At 63.5% G+C, this 24884-nt stretch carries 22 protein-coding genes; 12 read left to right on the top strand and 10 right to left on the bottom strand.

Annotated features, from left to right (window positions below; all coding sequences use genetic code 11):
• Positions 1 to 120: 120 nt before the first annotated feature.
• Positions 121 to 1341: an N-acetylmuramoyl-L-alanine amidase gene (locus C4K40_RS31205; protein WP_031320747.1), complete on the top strand. Its 1221-nt coding sequence runs from the start codon at positions 121 to 123 to the stop codon at positions 1339 to 1341.
• Between the two features lie 7 nt (positions 1342 to 1348).
• Here the strand turns inward: C4K40_RS31205 and C4K40_RS31200 are convergent, their stop codons facing one another.
• On the bottom strand, positions 1349 to 1723 hold the full coding sequence (locus tag C4K40_RS31200; protein ID WP_053133470.1) for a hypothetical protein: 375 nt from the start codon (positions 1721 to 1723) through the stop codon (positions 1349 to 1351).
• Positions 1724 to 1843: 120 nt separating this feature from the next.
• Between C4K40_RS31200 and dksA the strand changes: the two genes are divergently transcribed.
• From dksA to C4K40_RS31180, 4 genes are all read left to right on the top strand, one after another.
• Positions 1844 to 2248: an RNA polymerase-binding protein DksA gene (dksA, locus tag C4K40_RS31195; protein WP_053133473.1), complete on the top strand. Its 405-nt coding sequence runs from the start codon at positions 1844 to 1846 to the stop codon at positions 2246 to 2248.
• Positions 2249 to 2278: 30 nt separating this feature from the next.
• On the top strand, positions 2279 to 3487 hold the full coding sequence (gene zigA, locus C4K40_RS31190; protein WP_053133476.1) for a zinc metallochaperone GTPase ZigA: 1209 nt from the start codon (positions 2279 to 2281) through the stop codon (positions 3485 to 3487).
• Positions 3487 to 4188 (top strand): DUF1826 domain-containing protein, encoded by a 702-nt coding sequence (locus tag C4K40_RS31185; protein ID WP_022641950.1) that lies wholly within the window; start codon positions 3487 to 3489, stop codon positions 4186 to 4188. Before zigA ends, C4K40_RS31185 begins: the two co-directional genes overlap by 1 nt.
• Positions 4189 to 4340: 152 nt before the next feature.
• Positions 4341 to 5303: a GTP-binding protein gene (locus C4K40_RS31180; protein ID WP_053133479.1), complete on the top strand. Its 963-nt coding sequence runs from the start codon at positions 4341 to 4343 to the stop codon at positions 5301 to 5303.
• Between the two features lie 30 nt (positions 5304 to 5333).
• Here C4K40_RS31180 and C4K40_RS31175 read toward each other — a convergent pair whose 3' ends face one another.
• Positions 5334 to 5723 (bottom strand): DUF3301 domain-containing protein, encoded by a 390-nt coding sequence (locus C4K40_RS31175; protein ID WP_022641948.1) that lies wholly within the window; start codon positions 5721 to 5723, stop codon positions 5334 to 5336.
• A 117-nt stretch (positions 5724 to 5840) separates the two neighbouring features.
• On the opposite strand from C4K40_RS31175, the gene pdxY reads away from it, so the two are divergent.
• Positions 5841 to 6713, top strand: a complete 873-nt coding sequence (pdxY, locus tag C4K40_RS31170) for a pyridoxal kinase PdxY (RefSeq protein WP_053133482.1) — start codon at positions 5841 to 5843, stop codon at positions 6711 to 6713.
• 12 nt (positions 6714 to 6725) lie between these two features.
• Here the strand turns inward: pdxY and C4K40_RS31165 are convergent, their stop codons facing one another.
• Both C4K40_RS31165 and C4K40_RS31160 read right to left on the bottom strand, forming a co-directional pair.
• On the bottom strand, positions 6726 to 8132 hold the full coding sequence (locus tag C4K40_RS31165) for an APC family permease (protein WP_053133485.1): 1407 nt from the start codon (positions 8130 to 8132) through the stop codon (positions 6726 to 6728).
• Between the two features lie 253 nt (positions 8133 to 8385).
• Positions 8386 to 8871, bottom strand: a complete 486-nt coding sequence (locus C4K40_RS31160; protein ID WP_031320745.1) for an acyl-CoA thioesterase — start codon at positions 8869 to 8871, stop codon at positions 8386 to 8388.
• Between the two features lie 351 nt (positions 8872 to 9222).
• Here C4K40_RS31160 and C4K40_RS31155 point away from each other — a divergent pair, with 351 nt between their 5' ends.
• Entirely contained in the window at positions 9223 to 10986 is a 1764-nt protein-coding gene (locus C4K40_RS31155) for a cation:proton antiporter (RefSeq protein ID WP_053133488.1), read from the top strand.
• A gap of 72 nt (positions 10987 to 11058) precedes the next feature.
• On the opposite strand, the gene C4K40_RS31150 is transcribed toward C4K40_RS31155, so the two are convergent.
• From C4K40_RS31150 to uvrD, 4 genes are all read right to left on the bottom strand, one after another.
• Positions 11059 to 11466: an SMI1/KNR4 family protein gene (locus tag C4K40_RS31150; RefSeq protein ID WP_053133490.1), complete on the bottom strand. Its 408-nt coding sequence runs from the start codon at positions 11464 to 11466 to the stop codon at positions 11059 to 11061.
• A 136-nt stretch (positions 11467 to 11602) separates the two neighbouring features.
• On the bottom strand, positions 11603 to 12478 hold the full coding sequence (locus tag C4K40_RS31145; protein WP_053133493.1) for a Tim44 domain-containing protein: 876 nt from the start codon (positions 12476 to 12478) through the stop codon (positions 11603 to 11605).
• Between the two features lie 179 nt (positions 12479 to 12657).
• On the bottom strand, positions 12658 to 13098 hold the full coding sequence (locus C4K40_RS31140) for an EamA family transporter (RefSeq protein ID WP_053133496.1): 441 nt from the start codon (positions 13096 to 13098) through the stop codon (positions 12658 to 12660).
• 250 nt (positions 13099 to 13348) lie between these two features.
• Positions 13349 to 15532: a DNA helicase II gene (uvrD, locus tag C4K40_RS31130; RefSeq protein ID WP_022641943.1), complete on the bottom strand. Its 2184-nt coding sequence runs from the start codon at positions 15530 to 15532 to the stop codon at positions 13349 to 13351.
• Positions 15533 to 15779: 247 nt separating this feature from the next.
• On the opposite strand from uvrD, the gene C4K40_RS31125 reads away from it, so the two are divergent.
• Positions 15780 to 18644: a bifunctional diguanylate cyclase/phosphodiesterase gene (locus tag C4K40_RS31125; RefSeq protein WP_053133498.1), complete on the top strand. Its 2865-nt coding sequence runs from the start codon at positions 15780 to 15782 to the stop codon at positions 18642 to 18644.
• A 168-nt stretch (positions 18645 to 18812) separates the two neighbouring features.
• On the top strand, positions 18813 to 19679 hold the full coding sequence (gene hexR / locus C4K40_RS31120) for a transcriptional regulator HexR (RefSeq protein WP_022641942.1): 867 nt from the start codon (positions 18813 to 18815) through the stop codon (positions 19677 to 19679).
• 16 nt (positions 19680 to 19695) lie between these two features.
• On the opposite strand, the gene C4K40_RS31115 is transcribed toward hexR, so the two are convergent.
• On the bottom strand, positions 19696 to 20157 hold the full coding sequence (locus tag C4K40_RS31115; RefSeq protein WP_022641941.1) for a hypothetical protein: 462 nt from the start codon (positions 20155 to 20157) through the stop codon (positions 19696 to 19698).
• Between the two features lie 135 nt (positions 20158 to 20292).
• On the opposite strand from C4K40_RS31115, the gene C4K40_RS31110 reads away from it, so the two are divergent.
• Together C4K40_RS31110 and C4K40_RS31105 are read left to right on the top strand one after the other, a co-directional pair.
• Positions 20293 to 22029: a hypothetical protein gene (locus C4K40_RS31110; protein ID WP_053133501.1), complete on the top strand. Its 1737-nt coding sequence runs from the start codon at positions 20293 to 20295 to the stop codon at positions 22027 to 22029.
• Between the two features lie 120 nt (positions 22030 to 22149).
• Positions 22150 to 22362: a PA3496 family putative envelope integrity protein gene (locus C4K40_RS31105; protein ID WP_053133504.1), complete on the top strand. Its 213-nt coding sequence runs from the start codon at positions 22150 to 22152 to the stop codon at positions 22360 to 22362.
• Here C4K40_RS31105 and C4K40_RS31100 read toward each other — a convergent pair.
• A complete protein-coding gene (locus C4K40_RS31100) occupies positions 22304 to 23266 on the bottom strand; it encodes a LysR family transcriptional regulator (protein WP_053133507.1) in 963 nt (320 codons plus the stop codon). The two genes, C4K40_RS31105 and C4K40_RS31100, sit on opposite strands and share 59 nt — an antisense overlap.
• A gap of 189 nt (positions 23267 to 23455) precedes the next feature.
• Between C4K40_RS31100 and C4K40_RS31095 the strand changes: the two genes are divergently transcribed.
• A complete protein-coding gene (locus C4K40_RS31095; protein WP_022641940.1) occupies positions 23456 to 24871 on the top strand; it encodes an acetyl-CoA carboxylase biotin carboxylase subunit in 1416 nt (471 codons plus the stop codon).
• Positions 24872 to 24884: the final 13 nt, after the last annotated feature.

Raw genomic sequence — 24884 nt, 5'->3', positions numbered from 1 at the left:
CGTCGTTGGAAAAGATTCGACATGTTATATTATAACAATACAGTCGATGGAAAGTTTTTCCTCAACGGTCATTCACCCTGCCTTGTGAGTACGGACGCTCCTTTATCTGCGGTAGTCGCCATGCATAGACGTCAATTGCTCAACCTGTTGTTGGCCGGTACGGCCCTGGTGTTCCCCTGGAGTGTCGGGGCTACGCAGATCCTAAGTGCGCGGCTGTGGAACTCCGCCGACAAGCTGCGCCTGGTGCTGGATCTGAGTGGTCCGGTGCACTACAAGACCTTCACCCTGAGCGCTCCCGAGCGGCTGATCGTCGACCTGAGCGGCGCGCGCCTGAATGGTGACTTCAGCCAGTTGGCCCTGGCCAACACGGTGATCCGCTCGATCCGGTCCGGACACTTCGGCCAGGGCGACACGCGAATCGTCCTCGACTTGAACCAGCCCGTGCAGCTCAACAGCTTCCTGTTGCCGCCCCAGGATGGCCAGGGTCATCGCCTGGTGCTGGATTTGGCCAGCAGTACCCGGGTCGCTCCCGGCATCGCCGCAGCCGCGGTCCCTGCTGCCAAACCCCAGGCCCCGGCGGACCGGGCCCATCCCAAGCGCGACATCATCGTGGTGGTGGACCCTGGGCATGGCGGCAAGGACCCGGGAGCCGTGGGCGCCAGGGGCGAGCGCGAGAAGGACGTAGTGCTGTCCATCGCCCAACTGCTGGCCAAGCGGCTCAAGCGCGAGAAGGGTTTCGACGTGAAGCTGGTGCGCAATGACGACTTCTTCGTGCCCCTGCGCAAGCGGGTGGAGATCGCCCGCAAGCACAAGGCCGACATGTTCATTTCGGTACATGCCGATGCCGCGCCGCGCCTGACCGCTTCCGGGGCCTCGGTGTTCGCCCTGTCCGAAGGCGGGGCGACATCGGCCACTGCGCGTTTCATGGCCCAGCGGGAAAACGGTGTCGACCTGCTGGGGGCCAGCAGCTTGCTCAATCTCAAGGACAAGGACCCGATGCTGGCGGGGGTGATCCTGGATATGTCGATGAACGCCACCATCGCCGCCAGCCTGCAGTTGGGCGGCACGGTGCTCGATAGCTTGTCGGGGATCACCAGCCTGCACCAGAAGCGCGTGGAGCAGGCCGGGTTCGCGGTGCTCAAGTCCCCGGACGTGCCATCGATCCTGGTAGAGACCGGCTTCATTTCCAACAGTCGTGACAGTCAGCGCCTGGTGACCGCGCGGCACCAGCAGGCGATCGCCGATGGCCTGTTCCAGGGCTTGCAGCGTTATTTCGAGAAGAACCCGCCGGTCAACAGCTACATGGCCTGGCTCCAGGAAACCAGGAACCATCAGGCCTAGGCCGCCCTCAGCAACCAGTGATGCGGCTGCAGGTGAACTGCCCACGGCTGCCGCCGGAACTGGAGAACCGGTTGCGGGTGGTCCAGCCCACCCGTTGGCTGTAGCCGACCCAGGCCTCGCCGTCGGAGGCCAGGCCGGTGAAGAAGGTCAGCTGGCCGTAGCGGCTGCTGGTCTGGGCCCAGTAGCGCTTGCCGATCACTTCGAAGCCCCGCAGGTAGAGGGTGTTGCCGGCGGTGGCGACGCTATAGGCGTTGCCCAGCGGATCGACGCAGGCCAGCAGGTTGGCGCTGCGGGTGCAGTTGGCCAGGCTGTCGGGGGCGGCGGCTGCGGCGTGGCCGGTGAGCAGCAAGCCGCAAAGCAGGGCAGGCAGGAATGGACGCATGGCGATTCTCAAGGCGGCAGGAGCGCAGCATCGCGCCCTTCGTCATGTCGGGCAAGAGAAGGTTGGCGAAACTGCATTGTTATAATATAACATTAAAACAAGCCCGATCCGTGACCCGCCATGACTGAACAAGACCTGCTCGCCCAGCCCGATACGCACTACATGAACGAAGCCCAGCAAGGCTTCTTCCGCGAACTGCTGCTGGCACAGCGCAATGAATTGCAGGAACGCATCTGCGGCGAATTCGACCTGCTGCGCGAGCAGGAGGTCCACAGCGACCCGGCGGATATCGGCAGCGCCGAGGAACAGCATCAATGGCAACTGCGCCTGCTGGAACGGGAAAAGAAGCTGCTGGACAAGATCGATGAAGCCCTGGAGCGCCTGGCCCGTGGCGAATACGGCTGGTGCCGCGATACCGGCGAGCCCATCGGCCTGCGGCGCTTGCTGCTACGGCCCACCGCCACCTTGTGTATCGAAGCCAAAGAACGCCAAGAGCTGCGCGAACGCCATCAACGGGCGCTTTGAGCCAGCCGCGAACCTGATGAGGAACCACCCATGACCGAACGTCTTCCCGTTACCGTGCTGTCCGGCTTTCTCGGCGCCGGCAAAAGTACCTTGCTCAATCATGTGCTGCGCAACCGCGACAACCTGCGGGTGGCGGTGATCGTCAACGACATGAGTGAAATCAACATCGACGGCAGCGAAGTGCAGCGTGATGTCAGCCTCAATCGCGCCGAAGAAAAACTGGTGGAGATGAGCAACGGTTGCATCTGCTGCACCCTGCGCGAAGACCTGCTGGAGGAGGTGGGCAAGCTGGCCCGGGACGGCCGCTTCGACTACCTGCTGATCGAGTCCACCGGTATTTCCGAACCGTTGCCGGTGGCGGAAACCTTCACCTTCCGAGATGAGTCCGGCCAGAGCCTGGCGGACATCGCGCGGCTCGACACCATGGTCACCGTGGTCGACGGCATGAACTTCCTGGTGGATTACCAGGCCGCGCACAGCCTGGCCTCGCGGGGGGAAACCCTGGGCGAGGAAGACGAGCGCTCGATCACCGACCTGCTGATCGAGCAGGTGGAGTTCGCCGATGTGATCCTGGTGAGCAAGATCGACCTGATCAGCAGCCAAGAGCGCCAGGAACTGCTGGCGATCCTGGCGCGGCTCAATGCCCAGGCAGAGATCATCCCCATGGTCATGGGCCAAGTACCGCTGGCGAAGATCCTCAATACTGGCCGCTTCGACTTCGAGCGAGCGGCCCAGGCGCCGGGCTGGTTGCAGGAACTGCGGGGCGAACACGTGCCGGAAACCGAGGAATACGGTATCGCCTCCAGTGCCTATCGGGCCCGGCGACCGTTTCATCCACAGCGCTTCTTCGATTTCATCAACCGGCCCTGGAGCAACGGCAAGTTGCTGCGCTCCAAGGGCTTCTTCTGGCTCGCCAGCAAGTACCAGGAGGCGGGCAGCTGGTCCCAGGCCGGTGGCCTGATGCGCCATGGCTTCGCCGGCCGCTGGTGGCGCTTCGTGCCCAAGCAGCACTGGCCCCAGGATGAGGAAGGCACGGCGGCGATCATGCACAACTGGGCTCCCGCCACCGGCGACTGCCGCCAGGAGCTGGTGTTCATCGGCCAGGACATCGACTTTGCCCAACTCACCGCCGAGCTGGACCAATGCCTGCTCGATGACGGGGAAATGGCCCTGGGCGTCGAGGCCTGGAGCTTGCTGGCCGATCCGTTTGGCCCCTGGCATGACGAGGAGGCCGCCTGATGCTGGCCTTGGGCGTGCCATTGACGCCGTTGGCCAGGCGTCCAGCGGCCTGGCCCCTGCTGGCCGGACGAGCGAGGGCGGCCCGGCGACCGGCGATCGGCTCGACCCCGGCGGTGCTGGCCGAAGTGCTCGCCGATGAGGTCAACCTCGGCCTCTGGCAGCGCCGGTTGCCGGCGCATATCGCAGATTTCGGCGAGCTGCTGCTGTCGTTGAACGAGCCGCTGGCGGAGTCCCTGAGCCTGGAATTGGCCGACGAGGACGCGGTGCCGAATTTGCGCGGGTTGGCGTCAGGATTCAGCGATTTGCAGGGATATGACGGCTTTATCGCCGATGTTTCCTGGTTGGTCAGTGCTTTTTCCTGCCTGCTGGGCGCCCGCCGCGTAGGTTTGCGCTTGCGGGTGCTGGACAAGGCCATGTGTCCGCGTTTCCACGTCGATCATGTACCGATGCGCCTGATCACCACCTATGCCGGTATTGGTAGCCAATGGCTGCGCGAAGGCGCAATGGATCGCCGGCAACTGGGCCAACCCGAGGCTGAGCCCCGGGATCCGGTGCTGATCCAGCAGATCGCCAGCGGCGCGGTCGCGCTGTTCAAGGGAGAGAAGTGGCATGGCAACGAAGGCTTCGGCCTGATTCATCGCTCCCCGCAGCCAGCGCCCGGCGAGCGCCGGTTGATCCTGACCCTGGACTGGCTGGGCTGACAGGCCGCTGCCGCAGGTTGCGCAAGCTTCGGCGCCGGGGCTATCCCGGGCCCCAGGTAGCGCTTGTGCGCAGAAGGCTACAGGCGAGCGGATTTTCGCCAGGGCCGGGAAGGGCGTAGCATCGCTTCACGGCTTTTTCGGATTTCTCCCCCATGCTGCAGAACATCCCCACCCACGTGATTGCCGGGCCCCTGGGCGCCGGCAAGACCAGCCTGATTCGCCATCTGCTGGAGCAGCGGCCGGCCAACGAACGCTGGGCGATATTGATCAACGAGTTCGGCCAGATCGGCCTGGATGCAGCCTTGCTCAGCCGTGATGACGACGGTATCGCCTTTGGTGAGGTGGCCGGTGGCTGCCTGTGCTGCGTCAGCGGTGCGCCGTTCCAGGTCGGATTGGGGCGTCTGCTGCGCAAGGCCCAGCCCGATCGGCTGTTCATCGAACCCTCCGGCCTCGGTCATCCGGTGCAACTGCTCAAGCAGCTGGCGCAGGCGCCCTGGCAAGGCGTGCTGGCTTTGCAGCCATGCGTGCTGGTGCTCGACGCCCAGGCCCTGGCTGCGGGCCAGCCGTTGCCGGCGGCGCAGTCGCAAGCGCTGCCCGAAGCGGGCCTGCTGGTATTGAACAAGGATGAACTGCTCAGCGCCGACGATCGGCTGCGGGTGCTGGAGTTGCTGCCGGGGCGGCCGCTGTTCTGGACACGCCACGCGGCGTTGCCGCTGGCCGAGCTGCCGGGGTTGAGCGTCACTGCCCAGGCTGCCCTGGAGCCGCCCGAGCTGCCCCATGGCCTGGCGCAACTACCAGCGGTGTGGAGTGATCCGACGCAGCCGATCTGCCTCAGCCAGGCCCAGGAGGATGGCTGGAGCATCGGTTGGCGCTGGCATCCGGGCCAGCAGTTCGACCTGGCGCGGATCGATCACTGGCTACAGAACCTCGATTGGCGTCGGGCCAAGCTGGTGATCCATAGCACCGAGGGTTGGCGTTCGGGCAATGGCCTGGATAATTCGCCATTCAATTGGCTGCCCAGCGAGTGGCGGCGGGATTCGCGCCTGGAGCTGATCTTCGCAGAGCCTCAGGATGTGACCGCGCTGCAAGCCAGCCTGGCGCAGTGCCGCCTGTAGCGGCGCGAACGAGGGCTGTTCAAGAAGTGATCAGTTACGCTTGCGGTGCTCTTCGCGCCACTGGCTCAGTTCGATGATCTCGGCGCTGGGCAGTGGCTCCTTGACCTCAAAGGGATAGGGCGCCAGCTCGATATGCGCGCTATGGGCGCCGAACTGGGTGATGGTCCCCGAATGGCGGGTCTCGCCGGTCACCGTGAACTCGAAATTGTAGATCCGCGCCAGGCGCCGGCGGCCCTTGGCATCCTTGACGAAGCCGATGCGCTTGAGGGCCACGTTGCCGTCCAGCAGTTCGATATCGAGCCGGGCGCAATGCTGCTTGACCCGCTCCAGTGCCCGCTCGCGCAGGCCGTGGTTGTGCCACAACCAGGCAGCGCCAGTTGCCAGCAACATCAAGACAAAGATGTTTTCAAGGGTCAGCATGAAGGTGTGCTCCAACGAAGTGACATCAGCTTAACTGCGTCTCCGGTCTGTCGTACAGGCTGCGTTTAGTCGCATACTGCGCGGCTTGAATTCTCCCGGTTCTATGGAAAATCCTGCATGAAACGTACGCCCCACCTGCTTGCGATCCAGTCCCATGTGGTTTTCGGCCACGCCGGTAACAGCGCTGCGGTATTTCCCATGCAGCGGGTGGGGGTGAATGTCTGGCCCTTGAACACGGTGCAGTTTTCCAACCACACGCAGTATGGCCAATGGGCCGGGGAAGTGCTGGCGCCCAGGCAGATTCCCGAGTTGGTTGAGGGCATCGCCGCCATCGGCGAGCTGGGCAACTGCGACGCGATCCTCTCCGGCTACCTGGGCAGCGCGGCCCAGGGCCGGGCGATCCTCAGCGGCGTGGCGCGGATCAAGGCGGTCAATCCCAAGGCCTTGTACCTGTGCGACCCGGTGATGGGCCACCCGGAGAAGGGCTGCATCGTGCCGGAGGAAGTCAGCGACTTCCTGCTCGACGAGGCGGCGGCCATGGCAGATTTCCTTTGCCCCAACCAGCTGGAACTGGACAGCTTCTGCGGGCGCAAGCCGCAATCGTTGTTCGATTGCCTGGCCATGGCTCGCTCGCTGCTGGAAAGGGGGCCCAAGGCCGTGCTGGTCAAGCATCTGGACTATCCCGGCAAGCTGGCCGACGGCTTCGAGATGCTGCTGGTGACCGCCGACGGCAGCTGGCACCTGCGGCGTCCGCTGCTGGCCTTCCCGCGTCAGCCGGTGGGGGTGGGCGACTTTACTTCGGGCCTGTTCCTGGCCCGGGTGCTGCTGGGCGACAGCCTGGTGGCGGCGTTCGAGTTCACCGCCGCGGCTGTGCACGAGGTGCTGCTGGAAACCCAGGCCTGCGCCAGCTACGAGCTAGAACTGGTGCGCGCCCAGGACCGTATCGCCCATCCCCGGGTACGTTTCGAGGCCGTGCCGATCGGCATTTGATCGGCCCCTGCCTCAGGCTTGCTCGGAGAATTGCACCGTTGGCGCCGGTTGCCGAAAGCCCCGGGTATGTACGGCCAGGTAACCCAGGCCCAGGGCGAACCAGGCCAGGCCGATGCCCAGGGTCAGGGCCGAGAGGCTGGTCCAGAGCCAGACGATCAGGCCAAAGCCGATCAACGGCAGCAAGCCATAGCGCAGCAGGTACTCGGCGCTGCGTGGCTGGCCCTGGCCCAGGTGGCTCTTGATCACTGCCAGGTTGACCACGGAGAACGCCACCAGCGCGCCGAAGCTGATCATCGACGCCAGTGTGGTCAGGTCGATCACCACTGCCAGCAGCGATACCAGCGAAATCAGCATGATCGCCGTCACCGGCGTCTTGTAGCGCTCCGAGAGGGTGCCGAACACCCGTGGCGGCAGGATGCCGTCGCGGCCCATGCTGAACAGGATGCGCGAGACCGAAGCCTGGGACGCCAGCGCCGAGCCCGCTGCGCCAGCCACGTAGGTGGCGGTGAAGAACATTTCCAGGAAGCGTCCGCCGGTGCGCAGCATGACTTCGCTGGCGGCCGAGTCGGCGTTGTCGAAACGGCTGCCGGAGAATGCCAGCTGGCTGGCCATGGCCAGCAGGATGAACAGCAGGCCGGCGCCCAGGGTGGTGATGAGGATGGCCCGGGGGATGTCCCGACGCGGGTCGCGGGTTTCCTCGGCCAGGGTCGACACCGCGTCGAAGCCCAGGAACGACAGGCACAGCATCGCCGCTCCCGCCATCAATGGCAACAGCCCGGGCTGGCTGCCATCGCCGCTCCACGGAGCGCCGAGGTCCAGCTCCGGGGCGCCGGCCAACTGGCGCACCACCAGGGCCAGGAACACCACGACGAATACCAGCTGGGCGCAGACGATCAGGTTGCTCATGCTCGATACCGAGCCGATGCCCCGGATGTTCAGCAGGGTCATCAGGACGATGGTCGCCACCACGAACACCCAGGCGGGCACGGCGGGGAAGGCCAGGTTGAGAAACAAACCGATCACCAGGTAATTGATCATCGGCAGGAACAGGTAGTCGAGCAGCAGCGACCAGCCGGCAAGAAAGCCGATTCCCGGGCCGAAGCTCAAGCTGGCATAGGAGTAGGCCGAACCGGCAATTGGATATTTCTTGACCATCACGCTGTAGGAGCGGGCGGTGAAGAGCATCGCCAGGAGAGTGATCACGTAGGCGGCTGCGGTACGCCCGCCGGTCATCTGGGTGACCACGCCGTAGGTGGTGAAGACGGTGAGCGGCACCATGTACACCAGGCCGAAGAACACCAGGGCCGGCAAGCCGAGGATGCGCCGTAGCGCGGTGCCTTGGGCACTGTGGGTGAAGTCGCCGAGGTTGTTGGCAGACGACAAGGACGGACTGCTGGGCAGGGGATTGGCGCTGGGCATTGTTATTGTTCTCACGCGTTCGTTGGCTCGAAGGCTCCCGGGGCAGGGAGTGCGTTTGTGCCTTGCACGATGATTCTGGCAGCGCTATCGGGCCGGTATAACCCTCTAAGTGGTCAAAAAGGGATCGATATGGCCATTCGGGATGACCGTATATACGGCCTTGGGGAAATGGGGGCTGGAGCGAGGGGGGAGAGCGCTGGCTGTTCGGGGGCAGGGGGACCGTCCGTGGTCCGGCGGGATCAGCGGTTGGCGATCATGGCCCGTCGGCCTTGATCTCCTGGTAGCGCTTTTCCAGTTCCTGGCGGATCTGCCGGCGCTGCTGGGCCTGGATGTAGCGGCGCTTGCCGTCGGCGGTCTGTGGTTGCAGCGGTGGAACCGGGGCCGGTTTGCGCTGATCGTCCATCGCCACCATGGTGAAGAAACAACTGTTGGTATGGCGCACCGAGCGCTCCTGGATATTCTCGGTCACCACCTTGATGCCCACCTCCATGGAGGTGTTGCCGGTGTAGTTGACCGAGGCCAGGAAGGTCACCAGCTCGCCGACATGCACCGGCTCGCGGAAGATCACCTGGTCCACCGAGAGGGTCACCACGTAGCGGCCGGCATAGCGACTGGCGCAGGCGTAGGCGACTTCGTCGAGGTACTTGAGCAGGGTGCCGCCGTGGACATTGCCAGAGAAGTTGGCCATGTCGGGGGTCATCAATACTGTCATCGACAGTTGGGCGTTTCCGGGTTCCATAGCACGCTCACGGGTCAGGGCAGGGGTTGCTGGAGCACCTCTCTCGGGCGCTTGCTCCAAAGGGATTTCAAGCCATCGATAACGGGACGCCGGTCTGTGCCGCGCCGTCACGCTCCGGTGGATCTGTTTCCATATATTGCACCGCCTTCCGCCTGGAAGTCGCAGTGTTACCCTGCAAAACACCCGTTCCAGGGGTTTTTCATCGCTCTTGCAGAGCACTTTCTTTCGACAGATCGGACCTTTCTTTTTCAGGGATCACTGACAAGGCAGCGACTGACGCCAGCGCAGGCGGCTTTTCAAACGCTCTCCCCGAGGATGGCCCCCGTCCAACATTCAAGGAGAACCTAGGTCATGCATGCCATCAGTTTCATTCAGGACCTGGCCGTGATCATGCTGGTCGCGGGTGTGGTGACCGTTCTCTTTCATCGATTCAAGCAGCCGGTGGTGCTGGGCTATATCGCCGCGGGCTTCATCATCGGGCCCCATACCCCGCCTTTCGGGCTGATCCACGACGAGCAGACCATCAAGACCCTGGCCGAGCTCGGGGTGATCTTCCTGATGTTCTGCCTGGGGCTGGAATTCAGCCTGCGCAAGCTGTTCAAGGTGGGCGCCACGGCGTTCATCGCGGCGTTCCTGGAAATCGTCCTGATGATCTGGATCGGCTACGAGATCGGCCGCTGGTTCGACTGGAGCACCATGGATTCGCTGTTCCTCGGGGCGATCCTGGCCATCTCTTCCACCACCATCATCGTCAAGGCGCTCAACGACCTGAAGATGAAGAACGAACGCTTCGCCCAGCTGATCTTCGGCGTGCTGATCGTCGAGGACATCCTGGGGATCGGCATCATCGCCCTGCTGTCGAGTATCGCGGTCAGCGGCACGGTGAGTTCCGGCGAGGTGTTCTCCACGGTGGGCAAGCTGTCGCTGTTCATGGTGGTGGCGCTGGTGATCGGCATCCTGCTGGTGCCGCGCCTGCTGGCCTACGTGGCGAAGTTCGACAGCAACGAGATGCTGCTGATCACCGTGCTGGGCTTGTGCTTCGGATTCTGCCTGCTGGTGGTACGCCTGGAATACAGCATGGTGCTGGGGGCGTTCCTGATCGGCGCGATCATGGCCGAGTCCCGTCAGTTGCTGAAGATCGAACGCTTGATCGAACCGGTTCGCGACCTGTTCAGCGCGATTTTCTTCGTGGCCATCGGCCTGATGATCGATCCGCAGATTCTTCTCCAGTACGCCTGGCCAATCGCGGTGATCACCGTGGCGGTGGTATTGGGCAAGATGCTGTCCTGCGGCATGGGCGCCTTCATCGCGGGTAACGATGGGCGTACTTCGTTGCGAGTAGGGATGGGGCTGTCACAGATTGGCGAGTTTTCATTCATCATCGCCGCCCTTGGCATGACCCTGCAGGTCACCAGCGACTTCCTCTATCCCGTGGCGGTGGCGGTTTCGGCCATTACCACCCTGCTCACCCCCTACCTGATCAAGGCCGCCGACCCGCTGTCGTTGAAGCTGTCGGCGGTGCTGCCCAAGCGACTGAGCCGGGTGCTGGGAATGTACGGCGAGTGGTTGCGCAGTATCCAGCCCCAGGGCGAGGGCGCGCTGTTGGCGTCGATGATTCGCAAGATCCTGCTGCAGGTAGGGGTCAACCTTGCGCTGGTGGTGGCAATCTTCTTTTCGGGCAGTTACTTCTCCAGGCGCATCGGCACTTACCTGCAGGACTGGATCAGTGATCCGGGCTGGCAGAAGGCGCTGATCTGGGGTGGTGCGCTGCTGCTGTCGCTGCCGTTCCTGATCGCCGCCTATCGCAAGCTCAAGGCGCTATCGATGCTGCTGGCGGAGATGGGGGTGAAGGCGGAAATGGCCGGGCGGCATACCCAGCGGGTGCGGCGGGTGATCGCCGAGGTGATCCCGGTCTTGTCGTTGCTGGTGATCTTCCTGCTGCTGTCGGCGTTGTCGGCGAGCATCCTGCCGACCCTGGAGCTGCTGGTACTGGTGGCGATCGTGGCGGCGGCGGTGGTGGCGCTGCTGTGGCGCTGGTTCATCCGCGTGCATACACGGATGCAGGTGGCGTTGATCGAGACCTTCGACCAGAGCAAGGATGGTGGCGGGCATTGACCCTGCCTCTCGCCAGCAGGGCACTGGCGAGGGATCCGGAGCCGCGACCGAGCTGGTCACGGCGTCATGGTTTCAGCTTTCCAGCCAGACGTCCCGCACCCAGTGCCACACCGATTCCCAGGAATCCTCGGTGATCAGCTCTTCCTCGCCGGACCACAGCACCACGGTGCCGTCTTCTTCTACGCAGTAGTAATCATCGCCGTCCTGGCAGATCGGGATCAGGTCCCGCGGCACGCCCATGTCCCAGGCGTTCGCCGCCACGTCGGGCAGGTAGGTGTGCGATTGCGGATCGGTGACGGTGACCGGCTCCAGGCTGCCGTAGACCACATCGCTGACCGTCAACAGGAACTCTTTGAAGACGAACGGGATATTGATGAACAGCTGTTCCTCGATTTCCACCAGCAGGTCTTCGTCCGGCAGCTCCAGGGGCACGGGTACCGGTTCGTTGGCTTCTCGGAGTTGTTCGATGACTTCTTCCACGGCCTGGGTCCTCTTAGCTCTATGGCGCGGTTGGTTGACGGCGGTTTATACAGTAGCTCGCTATAAGTGCAATCGGGAAATGCAAAACCCCGACCTGAGTCGGGGTTTTGCATTACAGCTGTGACAGCAGGATGAATCAGCCGTTCTGGCGGATACCTGCCACCAGCCAAGGCTGGTTGTCGCCCTGGGCGCGTTCCATGTTCCAGCTTTCGCTGAACGCTTCGCCCTGGTCGAAGCGCGAAGTCTTCGATACACCGCTGAAGGTCAGGGTGGCGATGGTCTTGTCGGCACGGTCGTCCACGCCCTCGAGCTGCACTTGCAGGTTGTCGATGTAGGTCGACTGGAAGCCGTCGCCCAGGTCGGCACGTTCCTGCTTGAGGAATTGCAGCATCTGCGGGGTCACGAACTCGGCGATCTTGTCCATTTCATTGGCGTCCCAGTGTTGCTGCAGGGACTGGAAGTGGTTGCGCGCGGCTTCGACGAAGCGCTCTTCGTTGAACCAGGCCGGAGCGTTGATCACCGGGCGTGCGGCCGGAGCCGCCGAGCCGCCGAAGATCGAGCCGCCGGCAGGCGCCTGGGGCTGGAAGGCTTCGCGCTGCATCGGCGCGTGGCCAGCCGGGGCGAACTGCTCCTGCTGCTTGCGACGACGGGCGGCGATGAAGCGGAAGATCACGAACGCGATGACCGCCATGATCAGGATGTCGAAGATCTGCATGCCCTGGAAGCCGCCGCCCATGAACATGGAGGCCAGCAGGCCGCCGGCGGCGATGCCGGCCAGGGGGCCGAGCCAGCGCGAAGCACCGCCAGCCTTGGCTGCGGCGCCCGCGGCACCGGCTGCGCCAGCGGTGGCTGCAGCGGCAGGAGCGCCCGGTGCGCTGGGGGCCGCCTGGCGAGTCTGGTGGGTCGGGGCAGCGCCGGCGCTTTTGCCGCCGCCGAAGCGCTTGGCGTTGGCGTCGAGGCTCATCGTCAGGCCGATGCACAACGCCATGGCGATGCTAAGAAAACGTTTCATAAAGGGGATTCCCATTTGTGGATGTCACGCGCGCCATATTGCACAGGTGACGTGTCAGTAGCGAGCGGCATAATGTTTCGGGCTTTTGCCTGGCCAGCCTGCTCCGGCCCGGCCTGGAATCATGCTCGCCGATATGGATTTGTCCGTCCGAGGGCGGTCCGGTTCCATCCCGCAGCCGTTCAGCGACGGACCGCCAGCAGCACCACGCCGGCGGTGATCAGGCCGATGGCGCTCCACTGCCGCAGATCGAGCTTCTCTCCCAGCAGGGCCACGCCGATAACCGCGACGATCACCACGCTGAGCTTGTCCACCGGCGCCACCAGCGAGGCGGGGCCCAGTTTCAGGGCGCGGTAATAGCACAGCCAGGAAGCTCCGGTGGCCAGCCCGGACAGCAGCAGGAACAGGTAGCTCTTGGCAGAAATCGATTCCAGGGACTGATATTGGCCCGTTGCGTACAAAATCAAGGCCAGGCTCACCAGCACCACCCCGGTGCGCAGCAGGGTAGCGAAGTCGGAATTGACGTTCTCGATGCCGATTTTGCCGAAGATCGCCGTCAATGCAGCGAAAACGGCCGATAGCAAGGCCCAGAATGTCCACGATGAAAAAAAGCCTGAACCCATGCTCGTGCTTCCTTTATTGCGGTATGGGCCCGGCTTGTCGATGAAGGGGCAGAGTGCGCCTTCACCGGCATGCCGGCTCTTGTCGGGAGATTAGCAGGCCCTTGAAAAACGTAGGCGAGGCAGCCAGCGCAAGGCAAAAACAGGCGAAAAAGCGCAGTTTACGAGTGGTAAATGAGCATTTTGACCGGGCTGGCGCACCAGCCTGTTTTTAACGCAGCGATGGCAACGCAGGTAGTTTCTCAACGGCCTGTTAGATGGCTTCCAGCTTGGCGTAGCCCAGCATCAGCCACTTGCTGCCTTCGCTGAAGTTCACCTGGACCCGGGCCTGGGCCCCGGAGCCTTCGAAGTTGAGGATCACCCCGTCGCCGAACACCGCGTGGCGTACCGCCTGGCCCAGGCTCAGGCCGGTTTCCGGGATCGCGCTGCCGCTGAACAGGCTGCTGGTGCTCTGGGACTGACCGCCGCCGAAAGGCCGGCTGACGCTGTTGGACAGGCGCACTTCCTGGATCAGGCCCTTGGGTACTTCGCGTACGAAACGCGAGACCTTGTTGTAGGTCTCGCTGCCGTACAAGCGCCGGGTCTCGGCATAGGTCATGACCAGGTTCTGCATGGCCCGGGTGATGCCGACGTAGGCCAGGCGGCGTTCTTCCTCGAGACGGCCAGGCTCTTCCAGGCTCATCTTGTGGGGGAACAGGCCTTCTTCCATGCCCACCAGGAACACATAGGGGAATTCCAGGCCCTTGGCGCTGTGCAGGGTCATCAGCTGGATGCTGTCTTCGTGCTCGTCCGCCTGGGCGTCGCCGGCTTCCAGGGAGGCATGGCCGAGGAAGGCCGCCAGGGGCGTCAGGTCCTCGTCTTCCTCGGTGTTCTCGAAGTTGCGCGCGGCGCTGACCAGTTCCTCGAGGTTTTCTACCCGGGCCTGGCCTTTCTCGCCCTTTTCCGCTTCGTGGTAGGCGATCAGCCCCGACTGCTCGATCACCGTCTGGGTCATCAGGTGCAGCGGCATGTCCAGGGTCTTGGCCGCCAGGTTCTCGATCAGCTCCATGAAGGCCCCCAGGGCGCCGGCGGCGCGACCGGTCAGGCCTTTGTTGGCCACCAGTTGGCGCATGGCTTCCCACATCGATACATCGCTGTGGCGGGCATGCTCGCGGATCGCCTCGACGGTCTTCTCGCCGATGCCCCGGGCCGGTACGTTGATCACCCGCTCCAGGGCGGCGTCGTTGCCCCGGCCTTCCAGCAAGCGCAGGTAGGCCATGGCGTTCTTGATCTCGGCGCGCTCGAAGAAGCGCTGGCCGCCATAGATGCGGTATGGGATGCGTTCGCGCAGCAGGGCTTCCTCCAGCACCCGGGACTGGGCGTTGGAGCGGTAGAGAATGGCGATGTCGCTGCGGGCCAGGCCGGTCTTGAGCGCGCTCTCGATGGTTTCCACCACGTAGCGGGCTTCATCGTGTTCGTTGAAGGCGGCGTACAGGTTGATGGCCTCGCCATCGCCGCCATCGGTCCACAATTCCTTGCCCAGACGCCCGGTGTTGTTGGCGATCAGGGCGTTGGCGGCCTTGAGGATGCCGGCGGTGGAGCGATAGTTCTGCTCCAGGCGGATCACCTCGGTGTCCGGGAAGTCGTCGGAGTACTGGTGGATGTTCTCGATCTTTGCGCCACGCCAGCCGTAGATCGACTGGTCGTCGTCGCCCACCACCATCAGGCTCTCGCCGCCCTGGGCCAGCAGGCGCAACCAGGCGTACTGCACGGCGTTGGTGTCCTGGAATTCGTCCACCAGCACATGGCGGAAGCGCTTCTGGTAGTGCGCCAGCAGGCCCGGGTGGTCGCGCCACAGGTCCAGGGCGCGCAGCAGCAGTTCGGAGAAGTCGATGACCCCCGCGCGCTGGCAGGCGGCCTCGTAGGCTTCGTAGATGCTGCGCATGGTGGCCAGGAACAGGTCGCCGCTGGCCTGGATATGCTGCGGGCGCAGGCCCTCGTCCTTCTGGCCGTTGATGAACCACTGGGCCTGGCGGGCCGGCCAGCGCTGTTCATCCAGGCCCAGGTCGCGGATCACCCGCTTGACCAGGCGTTGCTGGTCGTCACTGTCGAGGATCTGGAAGGTCTGGCTCAGCCCGGCTTCCTGCCAGTGGGCACGCAGCAGGCGGTGGGCCAAGCCGTGGAAGGTGCCGACCCACATGCCCGCGGGGTTGATGCCCAGCAATTGCTCGATACGGTGGCGCATCTCGGCCGCCGCCTTGTTGGTGAAGGTCACCGACAGGATCGAGTGGGGCGAGGCGTTCTCGACCTGGATCAGCCAGGCGATACGGTGCACCAGCACACGGGTTTTGCCGGAACCAGCGCCGGCCAGGACCAACTGACGACCCAAGGAGGCCGCTACGGCCTGGCGTTGGGCATCGTTGAGGGAATTCAACAAGAGGGAGAGATCATCGCGCATCGGCGCATTCTAGGGGCGCGCGCCACCCCGGGCAAACCCGGCTTCGCATTAGCCGATAAAACAGCCGTTGGGGGACGACCGGCCAGTCACGGGCCACAGCCTCTGGCGCTTCTCGGTGCGAACCCTCGCGGGGCATTTACGGCACCGCCGGTTTTATCGATTTTATGACTTGGGGCAGTTTGGCTCGCGGCTTTGCTTGTGTATGCTCCGGCGACGTTTCAGGCTCACCATTATAAGAACACTGCCTATGACACCTATTCCCGACCTGTCGGGGCCTTTCATGGAGCCCCGGGTCATCCGCCAGCACTATGCCGTGGAGATGGCAGTGGAGCGCACGCGCTTGCTGTACCAGGGCTCGTTGCTGCCAACCCTGTTCATGCTGCTCAACGGCCTGGTCTGCACCTGGTTGCTGTGGAGCCCCGCACGCTACCTGCTGCTGAGTGTATGGATGGTCTGGCTGCTGGCCCTGGTGGCCTTGCGGGTGATCCAGGTGGCGGCCTTCGATTCGGCGATACCCAGCCGCCAGGCGCAACCGGTGTGGCAACGCATGTTCCTGCTGGGCTCCACGGTCAGCGGCCTGACCCTGGCCTGCGCCGGCATCGCCCTGGTGCCCACCGACAGCTTCTTGCAGCAGGCCTGGGTCTTCGGCCTGATCGGCGCCGCGATCCTTTCCGCCAGCGTGGCCTATGCGGTCAGCCTGCAGGCCTTCCTGTCGTTCACCCTGCCGTGCCTGTTGCCGGCCATCGCCTACCTGTTCTGGGGCGGTGACGAGCAGCAGCGCGGCTGGGGCTGGCTGGGCCTGATCCTGCTGGCGTCCTTGAGCGTGGTGGCCTGGCAGGTCAATCGGCTGATCCAGCGCGGCCTGTTGCGGCGCTTTCAGAACCAGGCGCTGATCGAGCACCTGCAGGATGCGCAGAACCGCAGCGGCCAGCTCAATCGCGAGCTGGCCCGGGAGGTCGAGCAGCGCCGCAACGTGGAGGAGCGGTTGCGCCAGGCCCAGGCCGGGCTGGAGCAGCGGGTGGCCCAGCGCAGCCTGGAGCTGGACGCCGCCAACCAGGCCCTGGGCAAGAGCGAGGCGCGCCTGGCCCTGGCCCTGGAGGCCAGCGAACTGGGGCTGTGGGACTGGAACCTGCAGACCGACGAGGTCCACCACACGCAGCTCAAGGAGTTGTTCGGCCTGGAGCCGGGTGAAGTCACGGCGATGCTCAGCCACCTCAAGCCGCGCCTGCATCCCGAGGACCTGCCGGTGCTCAAGCGGGCCCTGGTGGAACACCTCAAGGGCCGCAGCGAGGATTACCTGGTGGAATACCGGGTGCTGCATGGCGCAGGCCACTGGGTCTGGGTCGAGGACCGTGGCCGGGCGGTGGAGCGCAGCCCCGAGGGCCGGGTCCTGCGCATGGTGGGCACGCGCCGCGATATCAGTGCCGACAAGGAGCAGGAAGTCCAGCGCAACCTGGCGGCCACGGTGTTCGAGGCCGCCAGCGAAGGCATCGTCATCCTCGACCCGGACTATGCGCTGATCGCCGCCAACCAGGCCTTCAGCCAGGTCACGGGCTTCCAGATCGAGGACATGCTCGGGCGCAACGTGGTGGAGCTGTCCTGCAGTCGCGATGCCCGGCGCCATTACCCGCTGATCCACCAGGCCCTGGAGCAGCATGGCAGCTGGCAGGGCGAACTGGTGGAGACCCGCAAGAACGGCGAGCTGTACCCGCAATGGCTGCAACTGAACGTGGTGCGCGACAAGCGGGGAAAAGTCCGACATATCGTGGGCTTCTTCGCCGATCTCTCGGCCCGCCGGGAATCCGAGGAGCGCATGCGCTACCTCACCCACTATGACGAGCTCACCGGCTTGGCCAACCGCTCGCTGTTTCGCGAGCGCCTGCGCGAGGCCCACCAGCGGGTGCGCCAGGGCGGACGCAGCCTGGCGCTGCTGCATATCAACCTGGATCGCTTCAAGCTGCTCAACGATAGCCTGGGTCATGAAGTGGCCGACCAGCTGCTGCAGAAAATGGCCCGGCGGCTGGTCAATGCCCTGCCGGAAGCCGACACCATCGCTCGTTTGTCCGGGGACGAATTCGCCGTGCTGTTCGATGCCTACGGCAGCCTGTCGAGCCTGACCCGGGTCGCGACCCGGCTGCTGAGCAAGCTGCGCCTGCCGATCACCATCGAAGGCCATGAGTTGGTGGTCAGCGCATCCATGGGCATCAGCATGCTGCCGGACAGCGCCAGGGAAATCGCCGCGCTGGTGAGCCAGGCGAACATGGCCATGGCCCATGCCAAGCACCTGGGCGGCAATAACTTCCAGTTCTATACCGAAAGCCTGCAAGCCAGCACCCTGGAACGCCTGCAACTGGAAAACCAGCTGCGCAAGGCCATCGAGGATGACCAGTTGATGGTCTTCTACCAACCCAAGCTGTGCCTGGCCACAGGTCGGCTCAACGCCGCCGAGGCCCTGGTGCGCTGGGAACATCCGGTTCTGGGGCGGGTGCCGCCGGGGGACTTCATCGGCCTGGCCGAGGAAACCGGGCTGATCGGCCCGATTGGCGAGTTCGTGCTGCGCCAGGCTTGCCGCCAGGCCTGCCAATGGCGGCAGCAGGGCCTGGAGCCGATCCGGGTCTCAGTGAACCTTTCGGTGTACCAGCTGCGCCAGGGCAAGCTGGTGAGCCTGGTGCGCCAGGTCCTGGAGGAAACCGGGCTGGAGCCGCACCTTCTCGAGCTGGAGCTGACCGAAAGCCAGCTGCTGGACAGTGTCGAGCACATCATCGCGACCTTCCAGCAACTGCGCGACCTGGGGGTCAAGCTGGCCATCGATGACTTCGGCACCGGGTACTCGTCCCTGAGCTACCTCAAGCGCATCCCGGTGGACTACGTGAAGATCGACCAAGCGTTCATCCGTGGCCTGGCCGAAGGTGGCGAGGATGCGGCCATCACCCGGGCGATCATCGCCATGGCCCACGGGCTGTCCCTGAAGGTAGTGGCCGAGGGCGTCGAGGACCAGGCCCAGTTGACCTTTCTGCGGGCCGAACAATGCGACGAAGTACAGGGTTACCTGATCAGCCGCCCGGTGGACGCCCAGGGCCTTGCGCTGCTGTTGCAGGCCCAGTCCTGCTAGCGGCCGGGGCCACGCGCAAAAACGGCTACATAAGGCGTAGCCGGCTGAATATGGGGGGTAGGCAGGTAATTTCCTGATGCATTGAGCAGGCAAAAAGGCGTTTCCTGTAGTATAACTACAAGCTCGCTACATCTCCCGGCACCTGCCGATAACCATGAGTCCCAGCCCTTGAACCTGTTGCAGCACATCGCCCAGTCTCGTCATCTGTTACGCAAATCGGAGCTCAAGGTCGCCGATCACGTGCTCCTCGATCCTGCGGCCGTGATGCACAGCTCCATGGCGGACCTGGCGCATAGCGTGGGTATCAGCGAGCCGACCATCGTGCGTTTCTGCCGGGCCATCGGTTGCTCGGGATTCCAGGACCTGAAGCTCAAGCTGGCGCAGAGCCTCGCGGCCGGGGCCAGCTTCGGCCAGTTCGCGATCCACGAGGACGACTCGGTCGCCGACTACAGCCTGAAGATCTTCGACACCACCCTGCATACCCTGATGGAGGTTCGCGAGAAGCTCGATCCGGTGGAGCTGCAACGGGCCGTGAGCCTGATGTCCCAGGCCCAGCGGGTGGAGTTCTACGGCTTCGGCGCTTCCGGCGCGGTAGCGGCGGATGCCCAGCACAAGTTCTTCCGCCTGCTGCTGACCGCAGCGGCCTATTCCGACCCGCACATGCAGGCGATGTCGGCGGTGACCTTGAAGCCCACCGACGTGGCGATCTGCATTTCCCAGTCCGGGCGTTCCAAGGACCTGCTGATCACCGCCAACCTGGTGCGCGAGAGCGGGGCCAACCTGATCACCCTGTGCCCGAGCCAGACGCCGCTGGCCGAGCTGTCGACGGTCAACCTGGCCATCGACGTGCACGAGGACACTGAGATCTACACCCCGTTGACCTCGCGCATCGCCCACCTGGTGGTGATCGACGTCCTGGCCATGGGCGTGGCCATGGCCCGCGGGCCGAGCCTGGTCAACCACCTCAAGAGCGTGAAACGCAGCTTGCGCAGCCTGCGCCTGTCGCCCAAGGCGGTCAAAGCCCTGGACGACTGAGCCGGCAGCATCCCGCCTAGGGCAACGAGGTATCGTCCTGGTCGTCGAGGTCGTCCGGTTTCACTTCCGCCAGGGTCCCCGCCGCATTTTCGCTGAGGCTGCGGGCCTGGCCCAGGGCCGCATTGTCCGGCTGGAAGTCCAGCAGCTGTTGCGCCGCCAGCAACTGCTCGTTGGCCTCCTCCAGCCGTACCAGCTCCTCGCCATAACCTTCGTAGTCAGTGTCGTCGTCCGACAGGTCGTCGATGCGCCGCTGCTTGGCGCTCAGGTTGGTATGGATTCTTTCCAGCAGATCCTGTTGCTCGACGATTTCTTCGATGACTTCGTCGACGTCATCAGGGTCGGCCGCAGCGTCGGGCGCCGGCTCCTGGCTCCGACCGGCGGCGAGGGCGGCCAGGGCGTCGTCTTTGTCCAGGCTGAAGATCGTGGATTGCCCGGCAGATGCTGCGTTGGGGGCTTCTTCGTGTTCGGGTGTGGCCATGGTGGTGCTCTCCAAAAGGAAACAGGGATGGGTTTGTCCAGCTCAGTGCTGCGAGGGTGATAATAAAGAGCGCGGTTTTTCCGGTTTACCGGAAATACGCGGAGGCGATGTCCACTTTTCAGGGAGCGGTGGTAGATGGTCAGGATTCCGACGTATGCACAGGTCTTCGAAACGCTATGCCGTGGGGCGGGGCTGGTGACTGCCACTGCCAATGGCCTTTCCGAGCTTCGCTCCTATGAAGGCCGGCAGCACCTGTACTACCGGGAATCGAATGGCGTGAAGCAGGGTTTGCTACCGGATTTGCTCAGGTACCTGGTGCATGATGACCAGGCGCTGACCGCCAGGCTCCAGCACTATCTGAGCCAATACGAGCATATCTTCTCGATACTGAAATCACGTCCGATCATCACTTACCAGGACTACCCAACGGGGATCGCTCGGTTCCTGGATACGTGGGTGCTACCGCAACTGGCGATACTTCTGCATCGGTTGAACGGCAAGCTTTCCCCGCGCACGACGCTCCACCATTTCCACACACTGCTGGTCAGCCACGGGGCTGGCGACCTGCAGGCTTCCTCCCTGAAGGCCTACGTAAAAAGCCTGGTTCCAGCCACGGTGGAAGCTGCGGATTTTTTCTATGCCCTGGATAAGACCAGCGATAAATCCCATAAGAAACTCTCCACGATCAACGCCGAGATCGAGAGCCTCGGGGCGGAAATTTCATCCAGCAAACTGACTGCGGCGCAGCAGCGGGAACTGCTGGACACCATTGGCGGCGCGTACCGGGCGGCGACTGCGCTCAACCGTTTTTCCGAGATGTACAGCGCTGCCCAGGTCGATTCGAAGAGCACTTTGATAGAGCGTTTTCGTCATCACTACGAGGGTGTCTGCGGAATCCGGGAACCCGATCGGCTTTACATGGCGCATAGCCGGTTGTTCGATGGCTTCATTGCTACCGGGTTACCGGATGCCAGTGATAACTCCCATCTTGATTGCATATTCATCATCTTTTCCCGGCAAGTCGCCGCAAGATCAGTGGAGGGGTTCGGGCCTCTCTACCAACTCATGCTGGCCTCGGAGGAAGACCTCAGAGACCCCGTGGTGATCGAACAGGCGTTCGCGAGGCTGGAGCGGCACTCGGACTACCCACTGTTTGCGGCGTTTGGGGTGCAGGCACGGGCCGCCCTGACCCTGGAGCAGGGCGAGACAGCACAGGCCCTGGAGCTTTATCGGAGCGTCTTGCCGTACGCGGAAAAACAGCAGTTGGGGCATCTGGGGTTCTATGCCGCGTCCTATGCCATCGCGCTGGAAGTGATGCAGGAAACGCCCATGGTGCCCGGGTACCAGAACCCCCTGATCAGCTACAGGATCGAGTCGGAGCCGCAGATCGCTGAATTGCATGTGGCCTGGCCGACGGTTTTCACCCCATTCAATGAGCAGCCTGAATGGCCCGCCCCGGTGCGAGCGGTGTTTTCCTCGATCAGAGAGTTCAATCGGGACATGTTGGAACTGGCGCGGATGTCCCGGGAGATTTACTGCAATCCGTTGAAAAAGCTCGACGGATTCATGGAAGCGTTCTTCCAGTTGCTTGGAGAGGGGGGCGATGAGGCTCGGTTCGGCAAGCTGATCTGCAAGGCGATCAAGAGCAAGGACAGGGTGCGCTCGGTATTGAGCATGCACACCGCCACGCCCTATGAAGTGCTGCGCGATGAACGCCTGTACGCGCAAACGCTGTTCGGTGGTCCCAAGCTGTACTTCCAGCTGAACCCCTACTTGCATGCGTACTACCGGCTACCGGACGCCCACAAGAAACTCATCCTGCAGGCCCTGAATCCGGAACGTTACCGGCAAGACTCGCAACAGGCCGTTTGAGCCTGGGCGGCGCCGCTCGTCGGGCGCTGCAAGCTTCATCGTTCTGTTACCCCAGTGACGTACAACTGTCATCGGCCTGGCGCATCGTGAAGCCTCCGTACTCGCATTGGGAGACTCGAAATGGCCCGGCCTTACGAAGAGAGCAACAGCGCAGTCAAGACCCGTCGTCAGCAGGAAGACCAACGCCGCATGGAATTTCGTCGTGCGATCGAGCACCGCTTCGAACTGCGGCGCCTGCAACAGGAAATCAACGACTATCCCGAGCAGGATGCCGTCAACTACTGGCAGGCCGCTCCGGCAGCTTCCCGTCAAACCGCTCAACCAGCCCGCTGATCTGCACTCGTTCGCTGCGGATGAATCCCAGGAACGCATGCGCTACCGGTGACAGGCGCTTGGCCTTGGCCTGTACCAGGCACCAGCTGCGCAGCAATGGCAGCTCTTCGACCGGCAGCTCGATCAAGCCGCCGGTCGCCAACTCAAGGTTCAGGGCGTGGCGCGTCAGCAACGCCACGCCCAGACCCGCCCGAACGCATTCGCGCTGTGCTTCGGCCGATGACACTTCGAGGATCTGGGTGAAGTGCACGCGCTTCTCCTTGAAGTATTCCTCGCAGGCCAGGCGGGTGCCGGAACCCTGCTCGCGCAGCACCAGGGTGTAGGGCTCCAGGTCTTGCAGGCGCAGGGCTCCCATGTGGCTCAGGGGATGGTCCGGGGGCGCCACGGCAACGATCGGGTTGTTCAGGAATGGCAGGAATTCCAGTTCCATGTCCTGGGGCACCATGGACATGATCACCAGGTCGTCGCGGTTGTCGGAAAGGCGCCGGATCACCTGGGCGCGGTTGACCACGGTCAGCTGCAGGTGGACTTCCGGGTGCTGGCGCTTGAAGGCGGCGAACAGGTGCGGCACGAAATACTTGGCGCTGGACTCTACCGCCAGCTTGAGCTGGCCTTGCAGCGAGCCCTGCATGTCGGAGAGCTGCATATCGAGGTTCTCCAGGCGCCCGAAGATGTCCCGGCTGGCCCGTTGCAGGGCTTCGGCCGCTTCGGTCATGTAGAGCTTCTTGCCGACATAGTCGAACAGCGGCTGGCCGATCAGCTCCTCGAGTTGGCGGATCTGCAGGCTGACCGCCGGCTGGGTCAGGGACATTTCCTCGGCGGCCCGGCTGTAGGAGCGTAGATCGCAGACTTCGTTGAAGATCTGCAGCTGGCGCAATGTCAGGCGCATCAGGGATTTACGCATGCTTCAAGGGCTCGCGCCGGGGCTGGAGGCAAAACTATAAGTCTTTACTTATGGTTATCCCAATAATTATTGATTTTTGTTAATCCCTTAGCGGAGCTAGTGTGTCGCTGCGACTGACTTGAAACATTTGGTCACGCGCCGACTCGGTCTAGCGGGTCGTTTGTTTCAACGGCTCAAGGGAAACTCCAAGTGATAAAAAAGATCCTGATTGCCAACCGTGGTGAGATCGCCGTACGAATCGTGCGTGCCTGCGCCGAGATGGGCATCCGTTCGGTAGCGATCTTCTCCGACGCCGACCGCCATGCGCTGCACGTCAAGCGCGCGGATGAAGCCCACAGCATCGGTGCCGAGCCCCTGGCGGGCTACCTCAACCCGCGCAAACTGGTGAACCTGGCGGTGGAAACCGGCTGCGATGCCTTGCATCCCGGCTATGGCTTTCTTTCGGAGAACGCCGAACTGGCGGACATCTGCGCCGAACGTGGAATCAAGTTCATAGGCCCGGCCGCGGATGTGATCCGTCGCATGGGCGACAAGACCGAAGCCCGCCGCAGCATGATCAAGGCCGGCGTACCGGTGACCCCGGGCACCGAAGGCAACGTCGCCGATATCCACGAAGCCCTGCGTGAAGGCGACCGCATCGGTTATCCGGTGATGCTCAAGGCCACCTCCGGTGGCGGCGGGCGTGGTATCCGTCGCTGCAACAGCCGCGAGGAGCTGGAACAGAACTTCCCCCGGGTGATCTCCGAGGCCACCAAGGCCTTCGGTTCGGCGGAAGTGTTCCTGGAAAAATGCATCGTCAATCCCAAGCACATCGAGGCGCAGATCCTCGGTGACAGCTTCGGCAACGTGGTCCACCTGTTCGAGCGCGACTGCTCGATCCAGCGCCGCAACCAGAAACTCATCGAGATCGCCCCGAGCCCGCAGCTGACTCCCGAGCAGCGTGCCTACATCGGCGACCTGGCGGTGCGCGCGGCCAAGGCGGTGAACTACGAGAACGCCGGCACCGTGGAGTTCCTGCTCGCCGATGGCGAGGTGTACTTCATGGAGATGAACACCCGGGTGCAGGTGGAACACACCATCACCGAGGAAATCACCGGCATCGACATTGTCCGCGAGCAGATCCGCATCGCCTCGGGCCTGCCGCTTTCGGTCAAGCAGGAAGACATCCACCACCGTGGCTACGCGTTGCAGTTCCGGATCAACGCCGAAGACCCGAAGAACAACTTCCTGCCCAGCTTCGGCAAGATCACTCGCTACTACGCCCCCGGCGGCCCGGGCGTGCGCACCGACACGGCGATCTACACCGGCTACACCATTCCACCGTTCTACGACTCCATGTGCCTGAAACTGGTGGTCTGGGCGCTGACCTGGGAAGAAGCCATGGACCGCGGCCTGCGGGCCCTGGACGACATGCGCCTGCAGGGGGTCAAGACCACCGCGGCGTACTACCAGGAAATCCTGCGCAATCCGGAATTCCGTAGCGGGCAGTTCAATACCAGCTTCGTCGAAAGCCACCCGGAACTGACCAACTACTCGATCAAGCGCAAACCCGAAGAGCTGGCCCTGGCCATCGCCGCCGCCATCGCCGCCCACGCAGGCCTATGAATAAGCAGCGGCA

Source organism: Pseudomonas sp. CMR5c, from assembly GCF_003850545.1.
In the GTDB taxonomy this organism is placed as follows: domain Bacteria; phylum Pseudomonadota; class Gammaproteobacteria; order Pseudomonadales; family Pseudomonadaceae; genus Aquipseudomonas; species Aquipseudomonas piscis.
The sequence above is the reverse complement of the archived record's forward strand: the minus strand, read 5'-3'. Positions and strand labels throughout refer to the sequence as shown.